20 protein-coding genes, 1 tRNA gene and 1 pseudogene are annotated in these 25,510 nt (G+C 56.7%); 15 read left to right on the forward strand and 7 right to left on the reverse strand.

From position 1 onward, the window contains the following. Positions 1-81: 81 nt before the first annotated feature. From NSQ80_RS07580 to NSQ80_RS07590, 3 genes are all read left to right on the forward strand, one after another. Entirely contained in the window at positions 82-1,623 is a 1,542-nt protein-coding gene (locus NSQ80_RS07580; RefSeq protein WP_339301975.1) for an RsmB/NOP family class I SAM-dependent RNA methyltransferase, read from the forward strand. A gap of 1 nt (position 1,624) precedes the next feature. Beyond that, entirely contained in the window at positions 1,625-2,398 is a 774-nt protein-coding gene (locus tag NSQ80_RS07585; protein WP_339301976.1) for a pseudouridine synthase, read from the forward strand. A gap of 624 nt (positions 2,399-3,022) precedes the next feature. Next, positions 3,023-3,826, forward strand: coding sequence for a Cof-type HAD-IIB family hydrolase (locus NSQ80_RS07590; protein WP_323076266.1), 804 nt, complete (start codon positions 3,023-3,025; stop codon positions 3,824-3,826). Positions 3,827-3,891: 65 nt separating this feature from the next. Here the strand turns inward: NSQ80_RS07590 and NSQ80_RS07595 are convergent, their stop codons facing one another. The 4 genes from NSQ80_RS07595 to NSQ80_RS07610 all read right to left on the reverse strand — a co-directional run bounded on the left by NSQ80_RS07595 (position 3,892) and on the right by NSQ80_RS07610 (position 7,680). Further along, complete coding sequence (locus NSQ80_RS07595) at positions 3,892-5,163, reverse strand: MFS transporter (protein ID WP_339301977.1); 1,272 nt, start codon at positions 5,161-5,163, stop codon at positions 3,892-3,894. Between the two features lie 135 nt (positions 5,164-5,298). Beyond that, positions 5,299-5,883 (reverse strand): metalloregulator ArsR/SmtB family transcription factor, encoded by a 585-nt coding sequence (locus NSQ80_RS07600; protein ID WP_323076268.1) that lies wholly within the window; start codon positions 5,881-5,883, stop codon positions 5,299-5,301. 138 nt (positions 5,884-6,021) lie between these two features. Next, positions 6,022-6,117, reverse strand: a complete 96-nt coding sequence (locus NSQ80_RS07605) for a YjcZ family sporulation protein (RefSeq protein WP_260070065.1) — start codon at positions 6,115-6,117, stop codon at positions 6,022-6,024. Positions 6,118-6,243: 126 nt separating this feature from the next. Further along, on the reverse strand, positions 6,244-7,680 hold the full coding sequence (locus tag NSQ80_RS07610; protein ID WP_323076270.1) for an RsmB/NOP family class I SAM-dependent RNA methyltransferase: 1,437 nt from the start codon (positions 7,678-7,680) through the stop codon (positions 6,244-6,246). 226 nt (positions 7,681-7,906) lie between these two features. Here NSQ80_RS07610 and NSQ80_RS07615 point away from each other — a divergent pair, with 226 nt between their 5' ends. The 4 genes and pseudogenes from NSQ80_RS07615 (at position 7,907) to NSQ80_RS07630 (ending at position 13,560) form a co-directional block, all read left to right on the forward strand. Continuing rightward, positions 7,907-9,028 (forward strand): glycosyltransferase family 4 protein, encoded by a 1,122-nt coding sequence (locus NSQ80_RS07615; protein WP_036643689.1) that lies wholly within the window; start codon positions 7,907-7,909, stop codon positions 9,026-9,028. An 18-nt stretch (positions 9,029-9,046) separates the two neighbouring features. Further along, positions 9,047-10,366, forward strand: coding sequence for a DNA repair exonuclease (locus NSQ80_RS07620; protein WP_339301978.1), 1,320 nt, complete (start codon positions 9,047-9,049; stop codon positions 10,364-10,366). A gap of 11 nt (positions 10,367-10,377) precedes the next feature. Next, positions 10,378-11,037: pseudogene (locus NSQ80_RS07625) on the forward strand (AAA family ATPase); the annotation flags it as partial. Positions 11,038-11,337: 300 nt separating this feature from the next. Further along, on the forward strand, positions 11,338-13,560 hold the full coding sequence (locus NSQ80_RS07630; RefSeq protein WP_339302204.1) for a hypothetical protein: 2,223 nt from the start codon (positions 11,338-11,340) through the stop codon (positions 13,558-13,560). A 47-nt stretch (positions 13,561-13,607) separates the two neighbouring features. Here NSQ80_RS07630 and NSQ80_RS07635 read toward each other — a convergent pair whose 3' ends face one another. Beyond that, positions 13,608-14,654: a hypothetical protein gene (locus NSQ80_RS07635; protein ID WP_339301979.1), complete on the reverse strand. Its 1,047-nt coding sequence runs from the start codon at positions 14,652-14,654 to the stop codon at positions 13,608-13,610. 397 nt (positions 14,655-15,051) lie between these two features. Here NSQ80_RS07635 and NSQ80_RS07640 point away from each other — a divergent pair, with 397 nt between their 5' ends. From NSQ80_RS07640 to NSQ80_RS07650, 3 genes are all read left to right on the forward strand, one after another. Continuing rightward, positions 15,052-15,624, forward strand: coding sequence for a xanthine phosphoribosyltransferase (locus NSQ80_RS07640; protein ID WP_009222819.1), 573 nt, complete (start codon positions 15,052-15,054; stop codon positions 15,622-15,624). Positions 15,625-15,726: 102 nt separating this feature from the next. Further along, positions 15,727-16,059, forward strand: coding sequence for a hypothetical protein (locus tag NSQ80_RS07645; RefSeq protein ID WP_009222820.1), 333 nt, complete (start codon positions 15,727-15,729; stop codon positions 16,057-16,059). 182 nt (positions 16,060-16,241) lie between these two features. After that, positions 16,242-16,457, forward strand: a complete 216-nt coding sequence (locus tag NSQ80_RS07650) for a hypothetical protein (RefSeq protein WP_009222821.1) — start codon at positions 16,242-16,244, stop codon at positions 16,455-16,457. 21 nt (positions 16,458-16,478) lie between these two features. Here the strand turns inward: NSQ80_RS07650 and NSQ80_RS07655 are convergent, their stop codons facing one another. Further along, positions 16,479-16,910: a hypothetical protein gene (locus NSQ80_RS07655; protein WP_009222822.1), complete on the reverse strand. Its 432-nt coding sequence runs from the start codon at positions 16,908-16,910 to the stop codon at positions 16,479-16,481. A 162-nt stretch (positions 16,911-17,072) separates the two neighbouring features. On the opposite strand from NSQ80_RS07655, the gene NSQ80_RS07660 reads away from it, so the two are divergent. The 3 genes from NSQ80_RS07660 to NSQ80_RS07670 all read left to right on the forward strand — a co-directional run bounded on the left by NSQ80_RS07660 (position 17,073) and on the right by NSQ80_RS07670 (position 19,744). Continuing rightward, positions 17,073-17,157 (forward strand) — tRNA-Leu (locus NSQ80_RS07660). Between the two features lie 187 nt (positions 17,158-17,344). Continuing rightward, the gene (locus NSQ80_RS07665) at positions 17,345-18,688 is read left to right on the forward strand and encodes an alpha/beta hydrolase-fold protein (protein WP_339301980.1); all 1,344 of its coding nucleotides are present in this window, start codon (positions 17,345-17,347) and stop codon (positions 18,686-18,688) included. A gap of 87 nt (positions 18,689-18,775) precedes the next feature. Further along, complete coding sequence (locus NSQ80_RS07670) at positions 18,776-19,744, forward strand: LacI family DNA-binding transcriptional regulator (protein WP_339301981.1); 969 nt, start codon at positions 18,776-18,778, stop codon at positions 19,742-19,744. 86 nt (positions 19,745-19,830) lie between these two features. Here the strand turns inward: NSQ80_RS07670 and NSQ80_RS07675 are convergent, their stop codons facing one another. Beyond that, the gene (locus tag NSQ80_RS07675; RefSeq protein WP_339301982.1) at positions 19,831-22,176 is read right to left on the reverse strand and encodes a helix-turn-helix domain-containing protein; all 2,346 of its coding nucleotides are present in this window, start codon (positions 22,174-22,176) and stop codon (positions 19,831-19,833) included. 134 nt (positions 22,177-22,310) lie between these two features. Between NSQ80_RS07675 and NSQ80_RS07680 the strand changes: the two genes are divergently transcribed. Continuing rightward, positions 22,311-23,831: an extracellular solute-binding protein gene (locus tag NSQ80_RS07680; protein WP_339301983.1), complete on the forward strand. Its 1,521-nt coding sequence runs from the start codon at positions 22,311-22,313 to the stop codon at positions 23,829-23,831. A 120-nt stretch (positions 23,832-23,951) separates the two neighbouring features. Then, on the forward strand, positions 23,952-25,505 hold the full coding sequence (locus tag NSQ80_RS07685; RefSeq protein ID WP_260071341.1) for an extracellular solute-binding protein: 1,554 nt from the start codon (positions 23,952-23,954) through the stop codon (positions 25,503-25,505). Positions 25,506-25,510 lie beyond the last annotated feature (5 nt).

Consider the following 25,510-nt stretch of genomic DNA (forward strand, 5'->3'; position numbering starts at 1 on the left):
GCGGTATGCCGTATGCTGTTTGCTATTTGCCGTTTGCGCAAGGCTGCAATAGGATTGAGATAAAGATTGGATGGGACAGGCATGGCGGTACAACTACCAAAGGAATTTATAGAACGGATGCGCGAGCTGTTGGGCGAGGAAGAGTTTGCGCACTTTTACGCTTCCTATGACAGTCCCAGGTTTGCAGGAATCCGGGTCAATACGCTGAAGATCGATCCGGAGGCATTTAAGGCGGTGGTGCCGTTTGATTTGCGGCCGATCCCTTGGTGCCAGACAGGGTACTACGTCGAGGAGCAGGCAAAGCCGGGCAAACATCCGTATTATCATGCCGGGCTATATTATATTCAGGAGCCGAGTGCGATGGCGCCGGTGGAGCTGCTGGACGTCACTCCCGGGGAGCGGGTGCTCGACCTTTGCGCGGCCCCCGGCGGGAAGTCAACGCAAATCGCGGCGAAGCTGCGCGGACGCGGTATGCTGGTCACCAACGACATCAACGCGGAGCGGACGAAGGCGTTGGCCAAAAACATCGAGCTGTACGGCGTCCGAAACGCCGTCGTGCTGGGTGAGTCGCCGGAGCGGATCGCGCGGGCGTTTCCTTCTTTTTTCGATAAAATTCTGATCGATGCGCCTTGCTCCGGCGAGGGCATGTTCCGGAAGGACGAGGATATGGCGCGGCATTGGGAACCGGAATGGGTTCGGAAATATGCCGGCATGCAGCAGGAGATTTTGAAATCGGCTGCGTCGATGCTGGCGCCGGGCGGGAGAATCGTGTATTCCACCTGCACGTTTGCGCCGGAAGAGAATGAAGCGACGATCGCCGAGTTCCTGCTGGAGCACCCGGAATTTCGGGTTGTGCCTTTGCGCTTAGATGACGGCATCGCCCCCGGGCGGCCGGAGTGGCTCACTTGGCTCGCTGAGTGGGGTGAGGGCAAGATGTATCCGCCGGAAATCGCCGCACAAACCGCCGGCTGCGGCAGGCTCTGGCCGCACAAAGTGGAGGGCGAGGGACATTTTCTCGCTGTGCTGGAGCGGCATGGGGCGGAGAAGTTCCAGAAGGAAGCCGAAGAAGATCGTAACGTCTCCTCGAAATGGGGAGGGGGCGCTCGAGATAAACGGAATCCCCGTCACCCCCATCGGTCCCGTCCCGGTACTGGTCGTGATTCGAAGGCTGTGGATGATCGGGAGGTGCTGGAGAGCTGGCGGACTTTTGCCCAGGAACAACTCGATGGAGCGGAATTGCCGGGGGAACCGTTGCTATTTGGCGGCAACGTCTATCTGTCCCCGCTGGCTAAAGAGCGGCTGGACGGCTTAAAAGTCGTGCGCCCCGGCTGGTATGTGGGAACTGTGAAAAACGGGCGTTTGACGCCTGGACAACCTTTGGCAACGGCGTTGTCGCCAACCGAAGCGGTGCGGGTGCTGGATCTCCCTTCTTCGGACGGCGAGGTGATCCGATACCTGAAGGGAGAGACGCTGCAGGTGGACAAGGAGCGGATTCGCTGCCGGGAAGGCGCCAGCCCCAAAGGCTACGTGCTGGTCACGGTCGACGGCTATTCGCTGGGCTGGGGCAAATGGCAGGATGGCTTGCTGAAGAACGAATATCCCGCCGGGTGGAGGTGGACATAAGATGAGTAAGGGCAAGAAGACGCAGCGGCTGGACAAAATTTTAGGCCATCTTGGTTATGGCACCCGATCGGAGATTAAAAAATACGTCAAACAAGGCCGGGTCACGATCAACGGTGTGGTTGTCAAGGACAGCGGCATTCAATGCAATCCTGATGTCGATGTTGTGGAGCTGGACGGGGAGCAGATTTTTTACCGCGAATTCGTCTATTTGATGTTACATAAGCCGCCCGGCGTCATCTCAGCTACGGAGGATATGAGGGAGAAAACCGTCATTGATTTGCTCCCGGTGGATTTTCAAGTGTTCTCCCCATTCCCTGTCGGTCGGTTGGACAAGGATACGGAGGGCCTGCTGCTGCTGACCAACGATGGTCAGTTGGCACACGACCTGTTATCTCCGCGCAAGCATGTGCCTAAAACGTACGAAGCCGTTGTTCTCGGCCATGTCGGCGATGAGGAAGCCGCCCGGTTCCGGGAAGGCGTAGAGCTCGACGACGGTTATGTCACCTTACCCGCCGAGCTGAAGGTGCTGGAGCACAGCGTAGATGCCGACGGAACCCGCATTTCGCGCGTCCAGCTGACCATCTCGGAAGGGAAGTTCCATCAGGTAAAGCGGATGTTCGAGGCCATCGGCTCGCGGGTCACCTACCTCAAGCGCCTATCGATGGGCCCGCTCGTGCTCGACGAGAGCCTGCCGCTTGGTGCTTTCCGCGAGCTGACCGAGTCCGAGCTACAGTCGCTGCGAACATACAAAAGCCCCGGAGCGACAAAAAAGTAGCCCTCAAAGTAACTCAAACTTAGCACCACAGTAAGCGAATCCCGCAGGGAGAGCGCCGGGTTTGCAGGAATGAGGCAAAGAAGCACGTAGTAGCCCCAACAAACCAGCGGTTTGCGCTACAGTAAGCGAATCCCGTAGGGAGAGCGCCGGGTTAGCAGGGATGAGGGAAAGAAGCACACAGTAGCATCAACAAACCAGCGGTTTGCACCACAGTAAGCGAATCCCGAAGGGACAGCGGTTTGTTTGCACGGAGTAGAAGGATAAAAAGCCCTACGTCGCAGTGTTCGCCAGTTAGCAGGAGCGCCCCAAGCAGAGCGTGCCCGCAGGGCGACAAGCGGCTAAACGCACGAAGTCTGCCCGGGTGCGCCGACAGAAGCAGAGTTGAGCAGCACGGTTTACCAGGGTACCCGGGAGCGCCAAAAGTAAGACGTACCCGAAGGGGGAAAAGCGTTCCACGAGCCAACCTAAGCGATTCCCCAAAGGGGAGAGCGTGCAGGAGCGCCTCTGTGCCTCCCACGTTCCTCGCCATTGCGGGAGACCAGAGGGCAGCAGGCCCTCGGGCCCCCTCCCTTACGGTAAGGGAGGGATGGGGAGGGTTGAGACAGAAAGGAGACACCACCATACATGAAATATAAACTGATTGCTTTGGATGTAGACGGCACGCTGCTGACGGATGACCATGTTCTGACGCCGGGAACCATCGAGACGATCCGCGCCATCGCGGAGCAAGGGACGGAGTTCGTGTTGTGCACCGGCCGGGCTCCTCGGAGCTCGATTCCGTATATGCGCGAAATTGGCTTGGACGGTTACGTGATTTGCCATAACGGCGCGGCCACGGTGGATGTGCGGACCGAGGAGGTCGTCCACGAATTTGCGATGAATCCGCATGGGCTGGAACCGTATATGGAGTATTGCCGCAAACACAACGTCCATTTTGACGTGAATACCACCTTTGCATTGTATGTGGAAAATTTGGCTGGGCTGACCCAGGAGACTCTGGACGTGTACCACCAATTTTTTATGGAACCGGAGGATATGCCGGCTTGGGCGGATTTCAGCAAACCGATCGTAAAGTTCACCGCGGCCGGCGGGATGGAGGAGCTGGATCGGGTGTACGCCGACTGGAGCCAGTGGACGCAGGAGTTTAATATGCTGCGCAGCGGCGATTTTTTTATCGACTTGATGCATAAAGAGGCCTCGAAAGGAGCGGCTCTGCGGAAGCTGGCGGAAAAACGCGGAATCCCGGCGGAAAACGTCATGGCGATCGGTAATTATTATAACGACTTAACGATGCTCACCTATGCCGGACTGGGCGTGGCGATGGACAATTCTCCGCTCGAGGTGAAAGCTGCCGCCAATGCCGTAACTGCCTCGAATAACGAGGAAGGCGTGAAGCGGGCGTTGGAAAAATATTGTTTAGAAGTCTAACTGCATGAAGATAGATCAAGCCGAGCCCGGAAACGGGTTCGGCTTTTTTGGGTGCTCATAAATGGTCAGTCTAGGGAGATTCGCGGCTGCTCGGCGTCCGGCAGGGGACGGGATTTGGGGCGGTGCAGCAGCCAGACGAGGCCTAGGCCAAAGCCCAGCAAAGCGAGGAACGTTCCCCCGGCGAGTCCCAACGTTCTAGGGGTCACGGCTTCCAGCAGAAAACCGGAAGCGAGCATGGCGACGCCCATTACGGTATTTTGCAGGGTGGCCAGGCCGCCGAAGAACCGGCCTTGCCATTCGCTTGGAATCAACTGCATCAGAACCGTTTCGTTGCAGGCGTTGCCTACGCTGGTGATGACCGCTGAGAAAGCCAGCAGCCCAAGCAGCAGGAGAAATGAAGGCGATTGGCTGCTGATCACTTGAAAGATTCCTTCGAGCCCAAGTGTAAGAACCGCAGCAGTTCGCATATGACGGGCCATCTTGCCAGCGAGTCCGGAACCGATCAGCATCCCGGCCCCCAGCGCCCCATACAACAGCCCAATGCCGACGTCTCCCATGTGGAACACTTCAGAGGCGTATACGCTGATCAGCACGTTAAAGATCCCGTCCCCGATCGGCCAAATGGTAAAGACAATCAGCATGATTCGCAAAAAGAAGGATTGGCTCACCAGCCGGCGAAATGCGGTGGACGGGTGAATCGCGGGTTTCGGGCTTGGCTCAGCGGTATCCGTTGCTGTCGCGTCTGCCCGTGCTGCGGGCTGCTCGGCAGGATTCAAACGAAGAAGCAGCAGGCCGGAGACGAGGAAGGACAGGGCGTTAAGCACAAAAGACACCTGGCTGCCAACCGCAGCGGCTAGGATGCCGCCCGTGACAGAGCCGCCGATGAGCACAAAGCCCACCATGGCCTGCTCCAAGCTGTTTACTGCTAGTAAGTTCTCCCGACGGACGAGCCGGGGAATCAGCGACATGCGGGCCGGGGCGTAGATGGCTTCGCCCGCAGACAAGGCAAACGAGCTGACATAGATGATCCAGACGTCTCCGGCATCGTGGACAAGAAGCGGTGTTAACGCAAAGAAGATCCGGATCGCGTCGGTGAAGAGCATGATCGTTCTTTTGGTGAAACGGTCGGCGAGCCACCCGCCAAGCGGTCCGAAGACGAGGTAGGGAACCAGGCGAACCGCAAAGGTGATGCCGACGGCCAGACCCGAGCCGGTCAACGATAATAGCAAGCCGAGGACAGCAACCTGGCTGAATCGGTCGCCGATGCCGTTGACCAGACCAGCCGCAAACAGACGGCGATAGGAGGGTTCCTGGCGCAGGATTCGTAAAGATTTCATGGGATGAGGCCAACTCCTTTTATATATCAATCTAATTAAATAGTTATCTAATTACTAGTTCGAAAAAAGGCAACAAGGCGAAAAGGCACTGCCTTATTGCATGGCGAGATATAACCCGATGCGCTGCTGCTGCGATCAGGATGGGCTCTTGTCCCAGAGCTCCGGCGGGTTCAGCTCGTAAATATCATTTTCGCGGTACATAAAATGGTTCATGATAAACTCGCGGCGAATCGTAGCATAATCCTCGTGGTATTGCCGAATATATTCGTTGATTTCTTTCTCCGTATATTTGCGGTGCGGCTCCAGGCCCTTGACGAGACGCTCAAGCACGATCAGCTTCTTCTTGCGTTGGGCCGGCAGATGCTTTAAGGTACCGTCTCGATTAAAGAAGTTGTCCTGGATGGCAGCTTTACGTGCCGCCTCATCGTGCTTGTCCTCGGCTGCGGGATTCGCCTTGCCGACTTTCAGAATCGCTTGGGCTTGTTGGGTGAGGCTTTTTTCGTTCAAATAAAAATAAATCGTATTCTTATCGCGGCGTTCGTACACCAAATCCGCCTCCCTTAACTTGGTCATATGATGGGTAATCGTCGGCGGCGTGACGCCAAGCTTTCCAGCCAGCGCCTGACCGTGCAACGGGCCGTTCTGAAGCAAGGCGATAATCCGGATGCGGGTCACATCGCCAACGGCTTTATGAAAATTAACTAACCGGTCGAGCTGCATACTCATCCCTCGCTAATTCGATAATCGTTTAATTAGATGACTGTATTATTTCATCCTCAGCTGTTTCTTGTCAAGGGATAAAAAAATAGCGGTGGAATCCAGGCCGGATTCCAACCGCTTTACAGGCTCATTGCAGCATTAAACCAGAAGCGAACGGGAAACGATAACGAGCAAGATGAAAAGGACCAGAATGGCTGCCGTTGAAGTGAAGCCCCCTCCGTAGATTCCACTCATTGTTATTCCTCTCTTACGTCAGGATGGTTTCCCGTTTAAAAACGAGATAGTGCATTGTATGTTGCCAAGGAGGTATACGTTTGGACATCCGGCAGGAGTGACCTGCAAATAGGCAAATCCGAAATTTTAATGCCGCAATCCTTTGGGCAGGTGATTTTTCAGCTGTCCGCCGCTGGCTTTGCCCCAGCCCAGCGGGTATTGGCCGTCGCCGCAGGCGACGGTCACGAGGTGCCAGCCGCGCAAGGAGGCGGGCACTTCGAGCGTCTCGCCGCGCAGGTAGGCCGCGACGAGAGGCGAATTCTCGTCCAGCGTCCACAGACGCGGGTCGGCTTCGTTCGCGCTCAGCGCCATGGCCAGCGCATGGGCGGGCTCAAACCGGCCTTTGCGGACGTCGCCGAGGTGCAGCCCGGCGCGTGGAACCTTCAGGCCGGTCAGGTGTTCCGGCGTCAGCGCCAAACCGCCGCTGGCTGGCAGCAGATAAAGCGCCTCGCCGAACAGGAGCGGGGTGCCTCCAGCGGGAGGCGCGAAGGCAGGCAGCTCGTCCGCCGCCCAAGCGCGGAAGCTGTCCCAGGCCGCGGCGGCGCTTCGCTCGGACGGACCGGAGCGGGCGCCGCGCTTGCGGTCGCGCTCACGTCCGCCGCTGCGAACTCCGTCTGCCCCCGCCCGTCCGGCGCCGGCAAGTGTGATCGCGCTGTCCCTCTCGTCATTATCCCGTTCGATCAGGGCGACGTAATGGCCTTCCCCTTGCTCGCGGTGCGGCCAGATCCGTTTCTCGGCAATCAGCCGCAGGAACGGGTACTCCGCTAACAGACGGGCGATGGTGTCCTCGTTCTCATGGCGGTTAAACGTGCAGGTCGAGTAGGCGAGCCGGCCGCCGGGCTTCAGCATCGCGACCGCGTCCTGAAGGATGTCCCATTGCCGGGCAGCGCACAGCTCCACGGCCTCCGGCGACCACTCGCTGATCGCGTTGGGATCCTTGCGGAACATCCCCTCGCCGGAGCAAGGGGCATCCAGCATGATGCGGTCGAAGGCAAGCGGGAAGCGGGCGGAGAGCGCCGGCGGTGCCGCCTGCGTCACGACGGCGTTCCGGATGCCCAGGCGCTCCACGTTTTCCGCTAGAATGCGCGCGCGCTGCGGGTGAATTTCGTTGCTGATCAGCAGGCCTTGCCCGGCCATTTTTGCAGCGATTTGGGTCGTTTTGCCGCCGGGCGCAGCCGCTAGATCCAGCACCGTCTGACCGGGCTGCGGGTCAAGCAGCTCCACGGCGGACATCGCTGACGGCTCCTGAATATAATAGAGACCGGCAGCATGGTATGGGTGTTTCCCCGGCCGCGTGGATTCCTCGTAATAATAGCCCGTCCCGCACCAGGGCACCGGACGCAAGGCGAACAGCTCCGCGAGCTGGTTTGCCGCCGGGGAGGACGGGGTGATTTTTAGCGTATTTAATCTTAGTCCATAGGTGCGAGGCGCATCATAGCTTGCCAGAAACGCCTCGGTCTCGGCCGGGCCGAGCAGGGCCGTTACCGCCTCAAGGTATGCGGCCGGCAGGGATGGATGACTCATCGTTGTTGCTCCTTCCAAAATCTAAAAAAGGCCATCGGAGGCCGGATCATCTCTACTTCAGCAGTTTATCATATCGCTTTTTATTCACAAAAGAGGCAGTTGATAAAGCAGTGACTTTTTGATGACTCGCAAAAAAGGGGAATGGATGTTCCTTCCTGCCTATGGCATAATGGAAAAAGAAGCGGACTTTTCGCCAAAACGTAACGACATGCAAAGGAGAAGCACAATGAAACTGCTGCAGGCTTTATTTTTTCCACCGGAACAGCCCGGGGGCGTATCGTCGATGATTCCGTACCTGCAAGACCGGTTTAATCCTCCTCATTGGGAGATGGAGTTGTTTTCTCTGCCAAAACGGATCCGTTCGAAGGGGAGCGATCCCGTTATTTTTCATACCTTTGATTGGCAGCAATACGGGGACAGCCCGATCGTGCAAAAATACGTGCAAACCTATCGCGACTATCTGTGGTGGACCAAGCTGCGACTGAAGCAGCCGTACGATCTCATCCATGCCCATCACCCGATCGCGGGGCTGGCGATGAAGGAAGTGTTTCCGCAGACGCCGGTCATCCAAAGCATTCATTCGAGTTATGAAAAAGAACTTATTCTAAACGGCCGCATCCGGGAGAACGGGCCGGAGCACCGGTTTCTTACGTCGCTGTATCGCGAACTGGAGCATCGCACCGACCGGTTGTTCACCGTATCGAAATCCTTTGCCGAATATTTGGCGCCGTACGTGGACGATCCTGCGGCCATCGGCGTGATTCCCAACGGGTTTGACGAGAAGCGGTTTAAACCGGTCCCTCATGAAAATGAAGTCGCTCAGCTCGTCACCGTCTGCCGTCTCGTGCCGGCCAAAGGACTGGATACGTTGCTGCATGCATGCGCGGAGCTGAAGAAGCGCGGTCATAACTATGTGCTGCACATCATCGGCGACGGTCCGATCCGTCAGGAGCTGGAGCAGCTGGCGCAGCGATTGGGCATTTATGACGAGACGATTTTTTACGGGTATACGTTGCATCCCGAGGAATTTATGCCGTTCTTTGATATCTTCGTGCTGCCTTCCCGGGCGGAGGCATTTGGCAATGTGTTTGCCGAGGCGGCGCTGTGCAGTCTTGCGCTCGTCGGAACGCGGATCGGCGGGATTGCCGAGCAAATTGAGGACGGTGTGAACGGTCTGCTGGTGCCTCCGGAAGATCCGAAGGCCTTAGCCGAGGCGCTGGAGAAAGTGATCGTGGATCCGGATTACCGTTATCAGCTGGCCCGTAGCGGCTCGGAGAAGGCCAAAACTCATTACTCGCTGAACCGGGTGGTCCACGAGTTGAAGAAGCTGTACCTGCAATTCAAATAGGAAAGAGTTGTTGTGCGGATGAAAGCCTTTCGTTTTCTACACGCGGCCGATTTGCACCTGGATACCCCATTTTCGGGGATGTCCGGTGTGCCGGATCGGCTGCGCGAGTTATTGCGGGAATCTACCTTTACCGCGTTCGAGCGGTTGATTCGGCTTGCGATCGAGGAAGCCGTTGATTTCGTGGTGATCAGCGGCGATATTTACGACGCTTCAGATTCTTCGCTGCGCGCACAGCTGCGCCTGCGAGAGGGCTGGGACAAGCTGGGGGAGCACGGCATTCCGGTATATTTGATCCGGGGGAACCATGACCCTTTGTCCGGCCGGAGGCTCAGGTTAGCCTTGCCCGATCATGTGACGCAGTTTGGTCCCAAGGCGGAAAGCGTGATCGCTGTACGGCGCAGCGACGGGGAGCCGGTGGCGGTGCTGACCGGGGCTTCTTATCCGACCCCGGCGGTGCATGAGAATTTGGCGATCCAGTATCGGCGCGAGCCGGGCTCGGCGCTCTACCACATCGGGCTGCTGCACGGCAACGTGGACGGCCAGGAAGGGCATGACGCTTACGCGCCATGCTCGCTTCGCGATTTACAGGCCTCGGGATACGACTATTGGGCGCTGGGTCATATCCATAAGCGGCAGATTCTTTGCGACTCGCCGTGGGTCGTGTACCCAGGCAACATTCAAGGGCGCAGCTTAAAGGAAACCGGCCCGAAGGGCTGCTATCTGGTGGAGGTTGCGGAGAACGGAGAAGCGGAGTTGTCCTTTCGGCGCCTCGATCAAGTGTTGTGGCTGGAGAGCGGCCTGGCGATCGACGGTCTGGCTACGGAAGAAGCGTTGAAGGTGAGCGTCGAGGAGCGGCTGGACGAGCTGCGGGAAGCCGAGCCTGATCGGATCACGGTGGTTCGGTTGATTTTTACCGGGCGCGGGCCGCTGCATGGGATGCTTCAATCAGGACCGGAAGCGGCGGAGCTGCTGCAGGAGCTGCGGCGCAAAGAATTGGGACGCTTCGAGGCTGCAGGGCTGGGCGAAGGAATCGTATGGCCAGCGGGCTTCAAGCTGGAAACCGGGATGGAGCTGGACCGCGAGGGGCTGCTTGCGGAGGACAGCTTCCTCGGTGAGCTGTTCCGGTTAGGAGAACGGACGGCAGCGGAGCCTGAACGGGTGGAGGAGCTGGTTGGCACCGCGTTGGCCCCGCTGGCGGACAACCGGCAGCTGCGGCGTATATTGCAGGAGCTGAATTCGGAAGCCAAGCTGGAGCTGGTACGCCGGGCTGAGGAGCTGGCGGCTACCTTGCTGAATGAAGATACGCCGTCGTCGCGGGAAGGGAGAAGCGTCTCATGAAGCTGGAACGGATGCAGATCAGCGGCTTCGGCCGCCTGAACGGGCTCGACGTGGAGTTGCCCGGCCAGGTGACGGTGCTGTACGGCCCCAATGAAGCGGGCAAAAGCACGCTGCTTGGCTTCGTCCGGGCGATGCTGTTTGGCATCCCCACCCGGGCAGCGGCGGCCGAACGGTATGAGCCGCTGCGGGGCGGAGCGCATGGCGGGGTGCTGAAGATCCTGGGCGACGACGGGACGCGCTGGATGATCGAGCGGTATTCGCAGCCGCCGGAGGGGCGGAACCTGCCCGGCACACGCGGCGACCGGCTGCGGATCACGCGCAGCGATGAACGCGGCGGCGTGCGGGAGGCGTCGCAAGAGGAGATGCAGCGGGAGCTCCTCGGCGGTCTGTCCAAGGCGATGTTTAAGCAGCTGTTCGCCGTGTCGTTGACGGAGCTGCAAGAAGTTGGCGCCTTGCAGTCGGAGGAGCTCAGCCGCTACCTGTTCCACGCCGGGATCGGCGGCGGAGCGGCGGTGCTGCGCGGGGAGAAACGCTTGGTCCAGGACATGGACAAGCTGTACCGGCCGCGCGGGCGCACGCAGGAAATCGCTCAGCTCCTCCAGGCGGTGGAGCGGCTGGAGCGCGAGACCGAGGCGGCCAAAGCGCTGCTGCCGCGGTACAACGACGTGCTGGAGGAGCTGGAGCGGCTGGCCGCGCAGCTGGCGGAAGCCGAAGCCGCCCGCGCGGCGCGGGGCCGGGAGACGGCCCGGCTGCAGCGGGCGGCGGCCAGCCGGGCCGATTGGCTGCAGCGCGAGGCGCTCCGCGCGGAGCTGGCGGCGCTGCCGCCGGTCGCCCGCTTCCCCGCGCAGGGGGCGGCGCGCTGGCAGGCGCTGCAGGCGGAACGCGAGCGCCTGCAGCTCGAGCGCAGCGAGTGGGCCCGGCGGCGGGAAGCGCTGCAGGCGGAGCTGGCGCGGCACCGCCCGGATGCGGCGGTGCTGGCGCAGGAGCCGGCGCTGCGGCAGCTGGCCGGCCGCCTGCCGGGCTACGAGGCCCGGCAGGGCGAGCTCGCCGAGCTGGCGGCGGAAGCGCTCCAGCTCGAAGGGCGGCTGGCCGAGTGCCTGCGCAGCATCAACCCGGCATGGGGCGCGGAGGATCTGCGCGCTTTTGCCGGGACAGTGGGCGAACGGGAGAGCGTTCGCCGGTTTGCGTCGCGGTTTGCCGCGTACGACAAGGAGATGGAGCTGCTGCGGAGCGAGCGTGCCAAGCAGGAGCGGGCCGCGGCAACCGCGGAGAAGGCCGCCTCGGCGGCGGTCGCGCGGGTTGAGGCCAGCGCGGCGGAGGGGCGGCGGCAGTTCGCCATGCTGGTCCCGCAGCAGCCGAGCGAAATCCGCGCGCTCTGGAGCGAGCTGCGCGGCGAGCTGGACCGCTGGCGGGAAGGCCAAGGGCGGCTCGCGTCCGAGCAGCGGGCGGCTGACGCCAGGGCGCTGGCCGCAGCGCAGATGCGTGCGCTGTACCGCAAGCTGCTCGCCGGCTGCGGCCTGCTGACGGTGGCGCTGCCCGTCATCCTGTGGCTGACGGCGGACGCGCCTTGGGCGGCCGCAGCCACAGCGGCGGCGCTGCTGGGCCTGGACGCGGCCCTGGCGCGGGCCGCCTTCCGCAGCGCACCGCCTGCCGGCGAGCGGCGGCTGCGCCGCGGTGCGGCCGCGTTTGGCGCCGGGGACGACGCCGGCCCGGAAGCGCGCCTTGGCGCGCTCCTGTCCCGGCTCGTCCGCCATCCGCAGAGCGCCGCGGCCGCTTCCCGGTCGCGCAGCGGGGCCGCCCCTTCGTCCGGTCCGGTGGACTGGGACGAGGAGGAGCGGCAGCTGCGCCGGCTGATGGAGGCGTGGCAGCTGTGGGATCAGCGCCACGCCGCGCTCCAGAGCGAGGCGGAGGCCGCCTTGAGCCAGGCCTCCGCCGCCCGGGATGAGCTCGCGGCTGCCGAACGCGAGCTGGCGCGCCGCGAAGCCGCCTTTGAGGAGTTGGCCGGGCAGTGGGAGACATGGCTGACCGAACGAAAATTGTCTGCCGATCTGTCCCCGGAGGCGGCTGCGGACGTGTTCCGCCTCGCGGAGCAAGGCCGGGACTGGCTGGCCCGCTTGGATGGGCTGGCGGCCAAGATGGCCGCGCTCCGTGCGGAGAACGAGCGGTTTGAACAGGAATGCTTGGCTTATGGCGACCAAGCAACCTCCGATCAAGCCGCGGCAGTTCTGCGAGCAGCCTTATCTCACCTGGACGGCGCGCTCGAAGCGAAAAAACATCACGACCAGCTTTCCGCCCAGCTGTTACCGCTGGAGGAGGAAGGACAGCGCTTAGACGACCGCTTGCGGCAAGTGCTTGAATCGGAGCAGGCGTTGCTCGCCGAAGCGGGCGCTGCAGACGGCGAAGAGTTGCTGCGTCTTGGTGCTGCGAAAGAACGGCGGGAGGCTTTGGAGCGGGAGCTTCGGCAACTGGAGCTGATGTTGTTCGCGGGACTTGACGACGCCAAGCAGGAGGAGTTGGAGCAGCTTCTGCGGACGACGGAGGAATCGGAGCTCCGCCAGCGCTTGGAAACGGTGGAGCAGGAGTTGGCGCAAGCGGAAGCCTGGCTTGGACAGCTCCAGGAACAACGCGGACGCTTGCTGCAGGAGCAGGAAAGCTTAGCCGCCCGCTGCTTGCAGGACGATCTGATGCAGCAGTTAGAGGAGCAGCGGGCGGCCTTGCGCGATCGTCTCGATCAGTATGCGGTGATGGCGGTTTGCCATGAACTGATCGGCCGCGCACGGCGGGTTTATGAGGAAGAGCGTCAACCAGCAGTGCTGCAAGCCGCCTCGGGATACTTTGCGGAAATGACCGGCGGCACCTATCGCCGCATCGTCATGAAAATCGGCACGCAGGAGCTGATGGCCGAGCATTCGGAGCTGGGTCCGCTCGAAAGCGCGCTGCTCAGCCGAGGGACAGCGGAGCAGCTGTACTTGTCGATGCGGCTGGCATTATCCGAAGCGGTATCGGGTCAAACGCCGCTGCCGTTGCTGCTGGACGACCTGTTCGTTAACTTTGACGAAGGCCGCTTAGTCGGGGCGATATCGGTGCTGCGGAAGGTTGCGGAACGCCAGCAACTCATTATGATGACTTGCCATGAGCATGTGGTTCGGCATGTCCAAAACCTGTTGCCGGAAGCGAAGGTCGTGCACATGTAGACCCATCACATAAGTTAGGCAGCGAAAGCTGCCTGGAGCCCCCGGGGTTAACCCCGGGGGGTTTCTTTTTGCCGATACAACCCGAGTATCAGCGCCCAGATCAAACTGAACAAGCCAAACACGGGATATAGCACCGATAGCAGGGAGCTAAAACCAAATTGGCTGGTGATATAACAGATACACAAAATCGTAACCGAAATCAGCATCGGCGGCACTTGAACCCGCTGCTGCAGTTGGAGGGTCACCCCATACACGTCGGCGACAAAGGTGCTGAAGATTTCCATGAAAATGAGCAGGACATAGATCAGTTGGATGGTTGTCCCCAACTGCTGGGCAATGCTGCCCATCGGGATTTCGTATTGCACGATCCCCGGCATGTAAGCCGACAGGGCAAAATGACCGGCCATTAACATAAAGCCAACGCCCAGCCCGCCGAGAACGCCGCCCAGGACAATGACCCGGCGGCTTTCGGTATGGCTGCCGATCGGCACGAGCACCGCCTGAGCCATGGACAGGTTAAAGGCTGCATACATCAGCGGCGACGCCCAAGCTGCGATCAGCGGAGTATCCGTCTCCAACGTCAGGAAACGGGCCGCCCCCGGCGAGCCCGCGGTATTTATAATGATCGCGAGCGAGAGGATCAGCATCATCGGCACCACGATGGAGTTTAACTGCAGCACTCCGTTGATTCCCCGGCCTAGCAGCAAATAGGTAGCAATCAAAGTGATCCATAGGCCTGTCTGATAATGCAAGCCCAAGTGTTCCATAAAGACGGAGCCGGCTCCCGCCAGCATCACGCTGTTGACGCCGATGAGCACGATCAACGTAAATATGCTGAGCGCACTGCCGATCCGTTCGCCAAACAAGCGGCGGTTTAGGTCTTCATAGGAAGCTGCTTTAATGCTTCGAGCGAGCAGCATCATTTTGGTGCCAAGCCAAACGAACAGCAGCGTGGACAACAGGATCGTCAATACGCCCCATTTGCCGTACCGGGTGAAAAACTGGAGAATTTCCTGTCCCGTCGCGAAACCGGCGCCAACGACGGTGCCGATGTAGGTGAAGGCGATCTGCAGAACTTTTACGGCATTTTTCATGGTTTTCCCCCCGGTTCTTGTGCTATATATAGTACAAGGTATGTTGTCCAAGAACTGGACATGACTTAAAACCTATAGGTCGTCCAAAAAGTCATCTTTCGAGCGCGGCAGGTTTGCTCGCCGTCAATATAACGGAACTGAGAGACGTTATTCGCCGGAGAATGGGACTATTCAGATTCTAACGGAACGAGCTGACCTTATTTGGGACAAATTCAGCTGATTGACCGTCAAAATGGTCCAATAAGGCCTCTAGGTTCCGTTAGCGCGGGAAATAGCCGGGAAATGGGCAAATAAGGGCCGTACGTTCCGTTACGCCCAGCCGCACACCGCTCCCGCATGAACTCGAAATCTGACTTGTTGGACGAAGCTATAGATCATGATCTTTGGAGGAAATGATATGGAATTGTTAAAACAAAAGATCGTCGAGCAAGGGGTCATCGTCTCGGACCAAGTGCTGAAGTTGGACGGGCTGCTGAACCATCAGGTGGATCCGCAACTGACGATGGAGATGGGCAAGGAATTTGCCAGACGGTTTCGCGACCAAGGGGTTACCCGCGTCATTACGGTGGAGTCGTCGGGGATCGCGGTGGCGTTTGCGACCGCTTATGAGTTAGGCGTCCCGCTTGTATTTGCGCGGCGGAAGAAAACGCTGCTGGCCGAGCCGGACATGCTGTGCGAGCGTGTCCCTTCGTTTACGAAAGGAATCGTGACGGACATTCTGGTGTCACGCGATTTTCTTGGGGAGAACGACCGGGTGCTGTTCATTGACGATATTATCGCGAATGGCGACGCAGCCCGGGGATTGATCCGAATTATTGAAAGATCCGGGGCGGAACTGGTTGGAGCGGGAATCGTCATCGAGAAATGCTTCCAGCCCGGAGCCCAGGCGATTCGGGAGCAGGGGATCCGTCTGGAGACGCTGGCCCGCATCGCATCGTTGGAGGGCGGACAAATCACGTTCGCTGACTGAGGACAAACGGGCGAAGAAAATGCAGCCAAATTACGGTTAATCCTTTGCAGGCCTCCGTTTTTTCGCTATAATGAGGATTACTAGGGAGAGGAGGCTAAAAGAATGGGGAAAGAATTGGCAGTAGACGCGGAGTTTTTTCTTTCGAAATTGTCCGAAGCGAAGGTAACTTTTGAACGTGCCCTGGATTGCAAACATACCGAGTTTGATGACCTTTATCCCTATATGCTTGAACATCCCCAGTTTTTCTGGTACAAACGCTATGTAGCATGGTCGCAATTGTTAACGATAGCCGGGCTGTGCCAAGAGCTCGATGTGCCTTGGAAGGAACAGTTCAGCCCGCAACAAGTAGGGTATTTGGAGCAAAGAGTCATGTCGGCCAAAGTGCTTGATTTCTGGTTTGAAACGAATGACAGCAGGGAGCACGCTTCGCGATAATCCCCTGCGCAAGGTCCAAAGCGACCTGATACTGTCCGGTGCTGCACCGGCTGCTTAAAGCATTCAAAATGATCGAAGTCCCGCTGGTTCGCCGGCGGGGCTTTTTCTTGCATTTCCCTAAGGCGAAGGATGGACGGGACCTGCAACTGTTGTATAATGATTCCCAGGAGGTGGGGTATCCGATGATCTCGGATGAATTATTGGACCAATACCGGCTGTCCGGAGAAAAAATACGCGTCGTACGCGACGGCCTTCCGGAAAACGACGTGCGGGGAATCGTCGTAGCTTGGGACGACACGCATGTGTTAATCCGCAAACCGAACCGCAACGTGGTGAAGCTGGACCGCAATTACATTTATCAGCCTGCGAAAGAGCCTAGAATTTCGCCGGTGGATTAAGATATGAGGGAAAAGGGGAACTTAAGGAAGGAGATGTGCCTTGAGGTTCCCTTTTTCCATGCGTTCTCTCCGGGACGAACCTGCCGCCTGGGCGGTTCCGTTCAAATAAGCGCGCATCCGGGAGGATACCTCCTGTTGCAGGCCGGCCCACAAAATCCTCATCTTTCCGCGATAGCCCCGGCAACGGTATTCCGCCTGAATGCCGTTCTCATCCTGGTGAATGCGTTCGATAGCGATGTTCCGCTCGCGGAGATTGCCGTGGATTTCCGAGAGAACCAGCGCCGCTCGCCGCTCGCCGTTGCGGATGAGTTCAACGTAAGCTTCGGGGCTCTTCAGCAGCCCGCTTTGCTCGAGAATTCGGGCGTCCCTTTGAAATACTTTTTGCAAAAAACCAAGCAGCAACGCGCTCTTGATCAGCGCGAGTTCCTCTTCCTTAATGCCGGGAACGGCCATAGGTCAACACCTCTTTATGCGAACTTATGTTCTTATCATAACCCAATAGATTATTTTTAATCAAGGGGGCTTATCCGAAAGTTGGGCATTGACTTTTTTGGGTTGGACGTGGTATGATCTATCTTGTCGCTGCAAAATATGATTTTGTACGATACCGATTATGCGGTCGTGGCGGAATTGGCAGACGCGCACGGTTCAGGTCCGTGTGGGCTAACCCCCCGTGGAGGTTCGAGTCCTCTCGACCGCATTGATTTTAACGAAGAAGAGCTTTTGATTTGCCTTTAGGGTGAATCAGGAGCTTTTTTTTGTTTCATTTTGTGGGGAATCGCGTTGACAAATCGAAAAAGCTAGCCTAATATCGATTTAACTTAAACGTATAAGTTATAGACCTTAATCGTTTAAGTTGAAATTGTCTATCGAAGGGGTGACTAGGAATGGGAGCGAAAATCGTCACACTTGCCAACGTGCACTCCAAGCTTTTGGGGAATTCGCGGGAGGTTTACGTCTATTTGCCCCCTTCTTATGCGGAGTCGAAGAATCGTCGGTACCCGGTGCTTTATGCGCAGGATGGACAGCATATGTTTGCGTCCGACGCGAAGGGAGATTCGTGGGAAATGCATCAGACGGCGGAGCGGTTAAGGCGGGAAGGCCGGATGGAAGAAGTGATTATCGTAGCCGTCTCGTCCATTTCGGATCAACGGGGCTCGGAGTATTTTCACAATCATCCGGGAGTTCGGGAAGCTTTCCATACGGCCTGTAAGGGGGAGTTGTACGAAAGGTTTCTCATCGAGGAGCTGAAGCCGATGATCGATGCTAGGTTTCGTACTTTGACGGATCGGGAGCATACGGCGATCATCGGTTCGTCCGCGGGGGGACTTGTCTCGTATCATATCGCGTTTCGCCGGCCGGACGTATTCGGGCAGGTGGCGATCCTGTCGCCATTTCTGGTGCATGCGGTGGTGAATAAGCAAGGGGACGGTACGAACAAACAGGAGCCGCTGATCGAACAAAAAGTATACCATTCCTTCCCGGTGAAACCGCCGTCGTTGCGTGTTTGGGTCGATATCGGAGGAGCGGAAGGGCTTATCATGCCTCGTCACGTACGGGCGTTTGTGGATGAAATGATCGAAAGCGGCTTTACGCCGGGCGAGGATTTGATGTTTTTGCTCGACGAGACGGCAGGCCACTCCCAAGCCGATTGGGCAAGACGGTTGCATCGTCCGCTAATGTATCTGTTTGGCGAGATTGGACGCCCTTGCAGCCTGAGGCTGGCCGGGAGAAGGCAAGTCGGGCTAGAAGGATACCGGGTTCGGCTGTATCCGAAGGTGACCTATGACACGGGCTTCGAAATGAGTTTACTCACGGCGGAATATAAGGTGGACTGTCCGGAAGTGTTGACGGTGGGATCCAACGGCTTGATTGTTCCGCTAGCCTCAGGGAAGGCCGACGTAGCGGTTCAATTCGGCGGCCTTACAGGAACGGCAAACATAGAGGTGATTCCGGAATTATCCGATCACGTGCAGGTCGAAATCAGCGTGACCGTTCCTCCGTCTACCCCGGCGGATGCTCAAATCCATGCGGGGTTCGAAATCCCGAAAGTTCGGGACGGTTTCTACCAGGGAAGCTTTTTGCTGCCCAGAGATCTGGCGTTTGATGTGAAGGTATCCCGGGGCTTTGGTTGCCATGAGCGCAGAAAAACGAGTCGACGCTTCGACACCTCCGAGCCGGTTCGTCTGCATTTCAATGTGGAGGAATGGGAGGATGATTCAACTTCCTGATTCTATGCGGGACAAGTCAGTAGCAGTTGCCTTCAGGGATATGCTGTCATCCTACCAGAGTGCTAGTGAATCGATGAGGTGTTAGATGTGAAAAAAGCAACGATGAAAGACATCGCCCGTGAAGCGAAGGTTTCGGTGGCGACGGTCAGCTACATTTTAAATAACGTAGACAACCAGAAAATTACGGAAGAAACGCGTTGCCGAGTGTTGGAAGCCGCGAATAAGCTGAATTATATCCCAAGTCTTGCGGCACGTTCGCTTGTCCGGGGTAAATCCGGCATGGTAGCCTTGCTCTTTAGCCGCGGCGAGCGGGACGGGGTATGGAAGCAGCTGTATTACGGCAGGTTGGCCGAACGGATGGAAGCGCTCTGCAAGCAGGCAGGTTATCACCTGCTCGTGCTGGGGATGGACGGTGAGCGACCCAATCCAGAGATCATCCGGCAGCGGGAGGTGGATGGGGTACTGTTGGCCGGAGTGAAGCAGGAAGTATTCCGGGACATCTCCATCCACTTTAGCTTTGGGGTGCCGATCGTGCTGCTCGACACCCCTATAGACGATCCGCTGTTTCATAAAGTTGTGATTGATTACCGGAAGGCGTTCACCTTATGGAGAGAGCGATCGGCCACTAGCGAACGGCGCTTTTTGGTGCTGGACGACTTCACGAACGAGAACACGATGAAGACGATCATGGATGCGGCTCAGCTCGAACCGAAAGCGGTTTTCGTGCTGACAGCCGATAACGTGGACAAGCTGCCCGATTTTTTGGCGCGGTTTCAAGGGGGCAGCGGGATCGTGGTAAATGAGTTTGTTGGCATGATCGTTGCGAATGCCTCACATGGAATGGAGCTTGAGTTGACCGTCCTCTGTACGAGCGGATGTCCTGAACTGCTGTCTCCCGCGGTCCGCAAGTTAACTTCGGAAAGAAATCGGGGACAGGTTGAAGTTGCTTTTGAGATCATGCAGTTTTATATCGAATCGAAGGATAAGGCCTCCCAAAAAGTGAGCTCCAAAACCGAAGCGGGATATGAAGAGTATGTTTTGATCCCGCTGCAGTGAGTGTGTTTCCATTCAGGGGCACGCCCCTCTATCATACGGGATAATCCTGCAAAAGCCCCCAGCCAACGAACACTGCACACGCGGCTTTAAATCGATTTCCGAATGTTCCCCGGCGAATGCGCAGACTCAGCTTCCCGATACTGCCCCGGCGTCATACCCTCTACCTTTCGGAAGGAACGGATAAAGTTCTGCGAGTTGTTGTATCTCAGCTTGGCTGCGATCTCCTTGACGGGCATTTCCGTGTTGCGCAGCCATTCTTTGGCCATCTTGAAGCGGTACATCGTGAGGTATTCGCTGAAGGAGTAGCCCGTTTCTTTCCGGAAAATGCTGCTGATGTAGTTCGCGTTGTAATGAAGACGGGCGGCGCAAGCCTCCAAGGTCAGATCCGTGTCGTACTCGTGGTGAATCAAATCGATAATCTTCTCCGAAATGTTCTGGTATTGGGCGTTTTGCCGGTTATTAAAGATGCGGATCATCGGTTGAATGACCGTCGTCCAGAACCAATCCTCGATTTCCGCTTTGGTGTGCAGCACCAGCATCTCTTCAAATAATGAGCCGCTGCCTGCAGGCCGGATCTGGTGCAAGGCGATCCCCGCTTCCTGCATCATCACCAGCAGATTGTTCAGCAGGCGGGTCAGCGGAATTTGATATTCCTGCGGCGACAGCTCCTGGCTAAACAAGGAGTTAAACAACCGCGCGTTCACTTCCTTGGCTTTCTCCGTTTCCGCCAGCTTGATGGCGTCTAGCAGCTTGCTTTCCTTATGCGTCGGGTAATTGACGTTCAGGACATGCTTGCCGGAGTTGAGGTTCTCGTATTGAATAATGACCCCGGTCCCCAGCTTCATTCGATATTTCAATGCTTCCATCCCTTCGCGGTAAGCGATGGGCAGCTTCGCGATAGACTGGAATGGCAGGCTTAAGCCAATGCTGACATGGACCTTCAGGCATTGATGGATTTCGTGCTGCAGCTTCTCCGTCCAGGCATAAACGGCTTGGCGAAACGAATCGGGCCCCTCTTCAGGACTTCCGATCAACGTCACGATCGTCTGATCCATAATCACGGGAGTGAACCGGCTTTGGGGATCCAGCAGTTCCTCGATGATATTTTGCGCGGCGAACAGAAGCAGGTTGAGATCCTTTTTGGCATAGGCCGAATCCTCCGTAAAATCCAGGGCTAAGGTGAATACCGCCATCGTTCGCCAAGCGTGGATCTGCTCCTGGTAGCCGTATTGTTCAAGCTTCTCCAGTAATTGGCTTTTGGTGTAATGCCCTTGGTACGCTTCAATCAAGGAAAAAGCCCGCACTTGTCGGATATGCTGACGAACTTCCGTTTCGAGCTGCGATTTGGACTGGAACAAACGATGATACTCTTCGCCAATTAGCTCAAATTCATCGGCATGCCCCCGGCGGACATCAGTTTTGCGCCGGCCGATCAGATGCAGAAGGCGTTCAATCGGCGAGTACATCCGACGCGAACCAAACCAAGCCAGCCCGATCGACAGCACCAGCATGAATAGGCAGACATAGAAGGTGAACAGCCCGATTTTTCCTGCTTCCCGGGTCAGGCTGCCGATGGAGGTTACCGAGAGATACATCCATCCGTTCAGCTGGGAGCGCAAGTAGGTGACGGCATAGGCCTTCTTGCCGATGTTTGTCTGAAACTGCCCGGAGGGCTGGGCCTCGTCCGCTAGCAGGGAGGTATCTTCCCATCCGGTCTCCTCCAGCTGCTGCCCGATCTGCGACGGATCGGGATGCATCAGGATTTGCCCGCGCTCGTCTACGACAATGACGATGTCCTCCGTCTGGATGTCCGTCGCCACAACGTCCTGCAGGCTGCAGGCGGGAAAATTAGCCAACGCCAGCCCGTATTTGTGCAAGCTGGAGACCGGCAGCTTCTTGATCAGGCTAATGCTATAATGGCAAGGTGCGGAATCCGCATTCTCCTCGCTGTAAAACCAGGAGGACGGCGTTAACATCCAGGTGGTGTCATTAGGCGTGTCCATCAACCGTTCAAGGCCTTCACGGTCCTTATATTCGCTCATCCGGTACAAGCCGGAGTTCTTCACCATCCAGTCTTGCTGCAGGTTAATCAGAACGACGTCCTCCAGCCTCGTGTCGAAGGATTGCATGTTTCGGATTTCATTACGCAGGTCGTTATATAATTTGAAATCGCTTTCAGTTAACGGGTTTTGAAGAGCCCTTTTGAGTACGGTCGAGTTCACGACTTGATTTAACGTTTGGTTGACAGTTGTTAACTTCCGTTCTACATTGGAGTTAATTTGCGAAATTAGCTCAATTTTGCTTCGGTTTACATTTTTTTGGATTTCCCGGGTTGAAGTCAGATAGGAGAACGTACCGATGAACAGGACGGGCAGCGTACTTACGGCGATTGTAAAAATCATCAGTTTGCTTAAGAAGCTTAAAGGTTTCACCAATCTCAGCACCTGACCTTATCGTTAAAAAGTCGTTATTTCCAAGTGTATGACGTCTGTCAAATAATAGCAATAATCATCTCGTGAGGCAATAATCATTTTGTATTATTCTTCGGTTTGGGGGGCTTTGACCAATGATTAGAACAAAAGACGGGGGCCGCGGATTATCCGCGATTGCGCTACTCTTACTCGTGCTCGTACTCTTGGTTTCCTTGCTAAGCGGGTGTATGAACCGGAACACGCAACTCCAGGCATCCGATCCTGATCGGCCTTATTTGTCCGTTTTGGTGCCGCTTCATTTTCCTCAGCCGCCATCAAAGGAGATTGTAGCCAAGATCGAGGAGTTAACCGACGTTCGGCTGGATCTTAGATGGGTGCCGGAGGGCGTCTATACCGACAAAATGATGACGGGGTTAACCACAAACTCCCTTGCCAAGGTCAGCTTTGTGAAATTTTCTGATTATCATCTGGTAAAGAATGCGATCCGCTCCGACGTCTTTTGGGAAATTGGGCCGTATTTGGCGGAGTTTCCGAACCTGAGCAAACTGGATCCGGACATATTAGATCAGGCGGCTGTAGACGGAAAGATATATGGGCTTTATACCGAACGACCTTCCTCACGGCAAGGGATCATTTTACGCAAGGATTGGCTGGAGCGACTTGATTTGGAGGAGCCCAAAACGCTGGATGAGCTTTATGAAGTGCTGCGGCAGTTTACATATGGGGATCCGGATGGCAATGGGAAGCAGGACACGCTTGGCGTCGTGGATCGGAACGATCTGGTGTACGGTATTTTTAAGACGCTCAGCTCTTATTTCGGTACCCCAAACAACTGGAAGATCGAGGATGGCCGGGTCATTCCGGAATTTATGACGGATGAATATCTGAATACGATGAATTTTATGAAAAAGCTGTATGACGAGAAGCTGATTAACTCGGATTTTCCGCTGACAAGCAAAGAGGTGCAACGGGATCGGTTCATCCGCGGCGAGGCGGGCGTTTTGATCGGAAGTATGACCGACGTTCAGCGCCTTGCCATTGAAGCGCGGGCCATCAACCCGGATGCGGATTTTACGCTGGTGAACCGGATCAAAGGTCCGTACGGTTATAAAGTATGGTCGATTCCGAATTTTAACGGCCTGTATCTATTTTCTAAGAAGATGATTCCAACGGAGGAGGATCTGAGAGATGCGCTGCGGTTTTTCGACCGGACCATGGATCGGGATGTGGCCAATTTAATGAAATATGGCTTCGAAGGCAGACACTACCGGACGGAGAACGGGATGGTCATACTGCCGGAAGAAACGTCGCAGCTGCGGGTGAACGAGGTGAATCCGTTATATTCGCTGATGATCGCCGATATCAGTAACCCCAATTTGATGGAGGTCGCGCAAAAAGAGCATTTGACTCAAATCGCCGAACAGCTTAGCAAAGACAACGAAGCGTTCCTGGTGGACGATCCGACGGTTCGGCTCAGCTCGCCGACTTATGATGAGAAGAGTGCGGAGCTGTCCACGATCATTAGCGATGCCACCTACAATTATATCCTGGGGCGCATCGACGCCCACGGCTTCCGCCAAGAGGTTGAGCGGTGGAAGCAAAGCGGCGGTCAAGCCGTAATCCGCGAATTTGAGGAAGCGCTATCACGCCGATAATCATTAGTTCAGGTTCAACGCTTAGCAGCTGCCGTTATGAGGAAATGATTGTTTCCGTACTGCCGCCATGACGATACCGTGGAAGAGTAAGCAATCCAAACCATGGGAGGTCCAAAGGTTATGAAGAAACGATCCTTCATCCTCATTCTGACCGCACTGTTATCGTTAAGCGTTGTGCTGGCCGGTTGTGGAAGCGCTAACAATAAGGGGGGCGGCAGTTCAGCTGCGACAGAGCCTGCCGCGTCTACTTCTGACAACGGCGGGAACACAACCGCAGAGGCGGAGAAACCAACGGAAATTACGATTATGCTGCCGTTAAATACGTCGGAGACGCCGCCGGATACGATCAAAGCTGAGCTGGAGAAGCTGACGAACACGAAGCTGAACTATCAGTTTTTCCCGGCGGACACCTATGAAGAAAAGCTGAACACCGCGTTTGCCACGGGCTCCTTGCCTCAAGTCACCTACCTCAAAAACCAAACCACGTTTATTCAAATGAAAGAAGCGATTAAGGACGGACAGTTTTGGGAAATCGGCCCGTACTTAAGCGAATTCCCGAACCTGAACAAATTAAAGCCGGAAATTCTGAACAATACGAAGGTGGAAGGCAAGCTGTACTCCCTCTATATCGGCAGACCGCTGGCACGCCAAGGGATCATTTACCGCAAAGATTGGGCCGATAAGTTAGGCTTGTCCGCACCGGCCAATGTGGACGAATTGTTTGAAATGGCCAAGGCGTTTACGGAACAAGACCCGGACGGAAATGGCCAAAAGGATACGATCGGAATCGCTGACCGGAACGAGCTGGTCTACGGAGCGTTCAAGACGGTATCCGCTTGGTTCGGCACGCCAAACAACTGGGGCGAGAAGGACGGCCAGCTGCTGCCGGAGTTTATGTTCCCGCAATATATCGATACGATGGATTTCTTTAAGAAGCTGCGGGATAACGGCTACATTAACCAGGACTTTGCAGCGACCAGCAAAACCGATGCCGTCAATATGTTCACAAGCGGCAAGGCCGGGCTCTATATCGGCGGGTCCATGCAGGACATCGATTCGCTGAACAAGGATCTGATCAAAAATGTGCCGGACGCCGTACTCGACACGCATAGCATGGTAGCCGGTCCCGACGGGAAGTTCGCCCAGTGGATGATTCCGGGCTACAACAATATCATTCTGTTCCCGAAATCGGCGGTGAAGGATGAAGCGGAGCTCAAGAAGATTTTGGCGTTCTTTGACAAGATGATGACGCCGGAAGTAGCCAATTTGATGTACTGGGGCATTGAAGGCACGCACTATACGGTCGTAGAAGGCAAAGCCAAGGCTGCGGATAACAAAGAATTGATCGAGCGCGAAGTGAAGCCGTTTAAGGACAGCGTCATCGGGGAACCCGAAACCAACGGCATGTACGAAAGCTACAATACGCTGCCAGGCCGGATCCATGCGGAAGAATTAATCAAGGAGAACGTCAAGGTGGGCGTGCCTGACCCTACGGCGGCGCTGGATTCGCAAACCTACGCGGAGAAGGGCGTGGAGCTGCAGCAGTTGATTACGGACGCCACATATCAATATATTTACGGTCAAATCGACAAGGCGGGCTTCGAGAAAGCGATCGAGCAATGGAAGAGCCGGGGCGGCTCGAAGATTATCGAGGAATATAACGCAGCGAGATAAGAGAG

It is taken from the genome of Paenibacillus sp. FSL K6-2441, assembly GCF_037964765.1.
Classification (GTDB): Bacteria; Bacillota; Bacilli; order Paenibacillales; family Paenibacillaceae; genus Fontibacillus; species Fontibacillus phoenicis.

Bases quoted from the DNA above. Each gene is read 5' to 3' on its own strand.
- NSQ80_RS07580 (WP_339301975.1), top strand. From the start codon at position 82: ATGGCGGTACAACTACCAAAGGAATTTATAGAACGGATGCGCGAGCTG.
- NSQ80_RS07585 (WP_339301976.1), top strand. From the start codon at position 1,625: ATGAGTAAGGGCAAGAAGACGCAGCGGCTGGACAAAATTTTAGGCCAT.
- NSQ80_RS07590 (WP_323076266.1), top strand. From the start codon at position 3,023: ATGAAATATAAACTGATTGCTTTGGATGTAGACGGCACGCTGCTGACG.
- NSQ80_RS07595 (WP_339301977.1), bottom strand. From the start codon at position 5,163: ATGAAATCTTTACGAATCCTGCGCCAGGAACCCTCCTATCGCCGTCTG.
- NSQ80_RS07600 (WP_323076268.1), bottom strand. From the start codon at position 5,883: ATGCAGCTCGACCGGTTAGTTAATTTTCATAAAGCCGTTGGCGATGTG.
- NSQ80_RS07605 (WP_260070065.1), bottom strand. From the start codon at position 6,117: ATGAGTGGAATCTACGGAGGGGGCTTCACTTCAACGGCAGCCATTCTG.
- NSQ80_RS07610 (WP_323076270.1), bottom strand. From the start codon at position 7,680: ATGAGTCATCCATCCCTGCCGGCCGCATACCTTGAGGCGGTAACGGCC.
- NSQ80_RS07615 (WP_036643689.1), top strand. From the start codon at position 7,907: ATGAAACTGCTGCAGGCTTTATTTTTTCCACCGGAACAGCCCGGGGGC.
- NSQ80_RS07620 (WP_339301978.1), top strand. From the start codon at position 9,047: ATGAAAGCCTTTCGTTTTCTACACGCGGCCGATTTGCACCTGGATACC.
- NSQ80_RS07635 (WP_339301979.1), bottom strand. From the start codon at position 14,654: ATGAAAAATGCCGTAAAAGTTCTGCAGATCGCCTTCACCTACATCGGC.
- NSQ80_RS07640 (WP_009222819.1), top strand. From the start codon at position 15,052: ATGGAATTGTTAAAACAAAAGATCGTCGAGCAAGGGGTCATCGTCTCG.
- NSQ80_RS07645 (WP_009222820.1), top strand. From the start codon at position 15,727: ATGGGGAAAGAATTGGCAGTAGACGCGGAGTTTTTTCTTTCGAAATTG.
- NSQ80_RS07650 (WP_009222821.1), top strand. From the start codon at position 16,242: ATGATCTCGGATGAATTATTGGACCAATACCGGCTGTCCGGAGAAAAA.
- NSQ80_RS07655 (WP_009222822.1), bottom strand. From the start codon at position 16,910: ATGGCCGTTCCCGGCATTAAGGAAGAGGAACTCGCGCTGATCAAGAGC.
- NSQ80_RS07665 (WP_339301980.1), top strand. From the start codon at position 17,345: ATGGGAGCGAAAATCGTCACACTTGCCAACGTGCACTCCAAGCTTTTG.
- NSQ80_RS07680 (WP_339301983.1), top strand. From the start codon at position 22,311: ATGATTAGAACAAAAGACGGGGGCCGCGGATTATCCGCGATTGCGCTA.
- NSQ80_RS07685 (WP_260071341.1), top strand. From the start codon at position 23,952: ATGAAGAAACGATCCTTCATCCTCATTCTGACCGCACTGTTATCGTTA.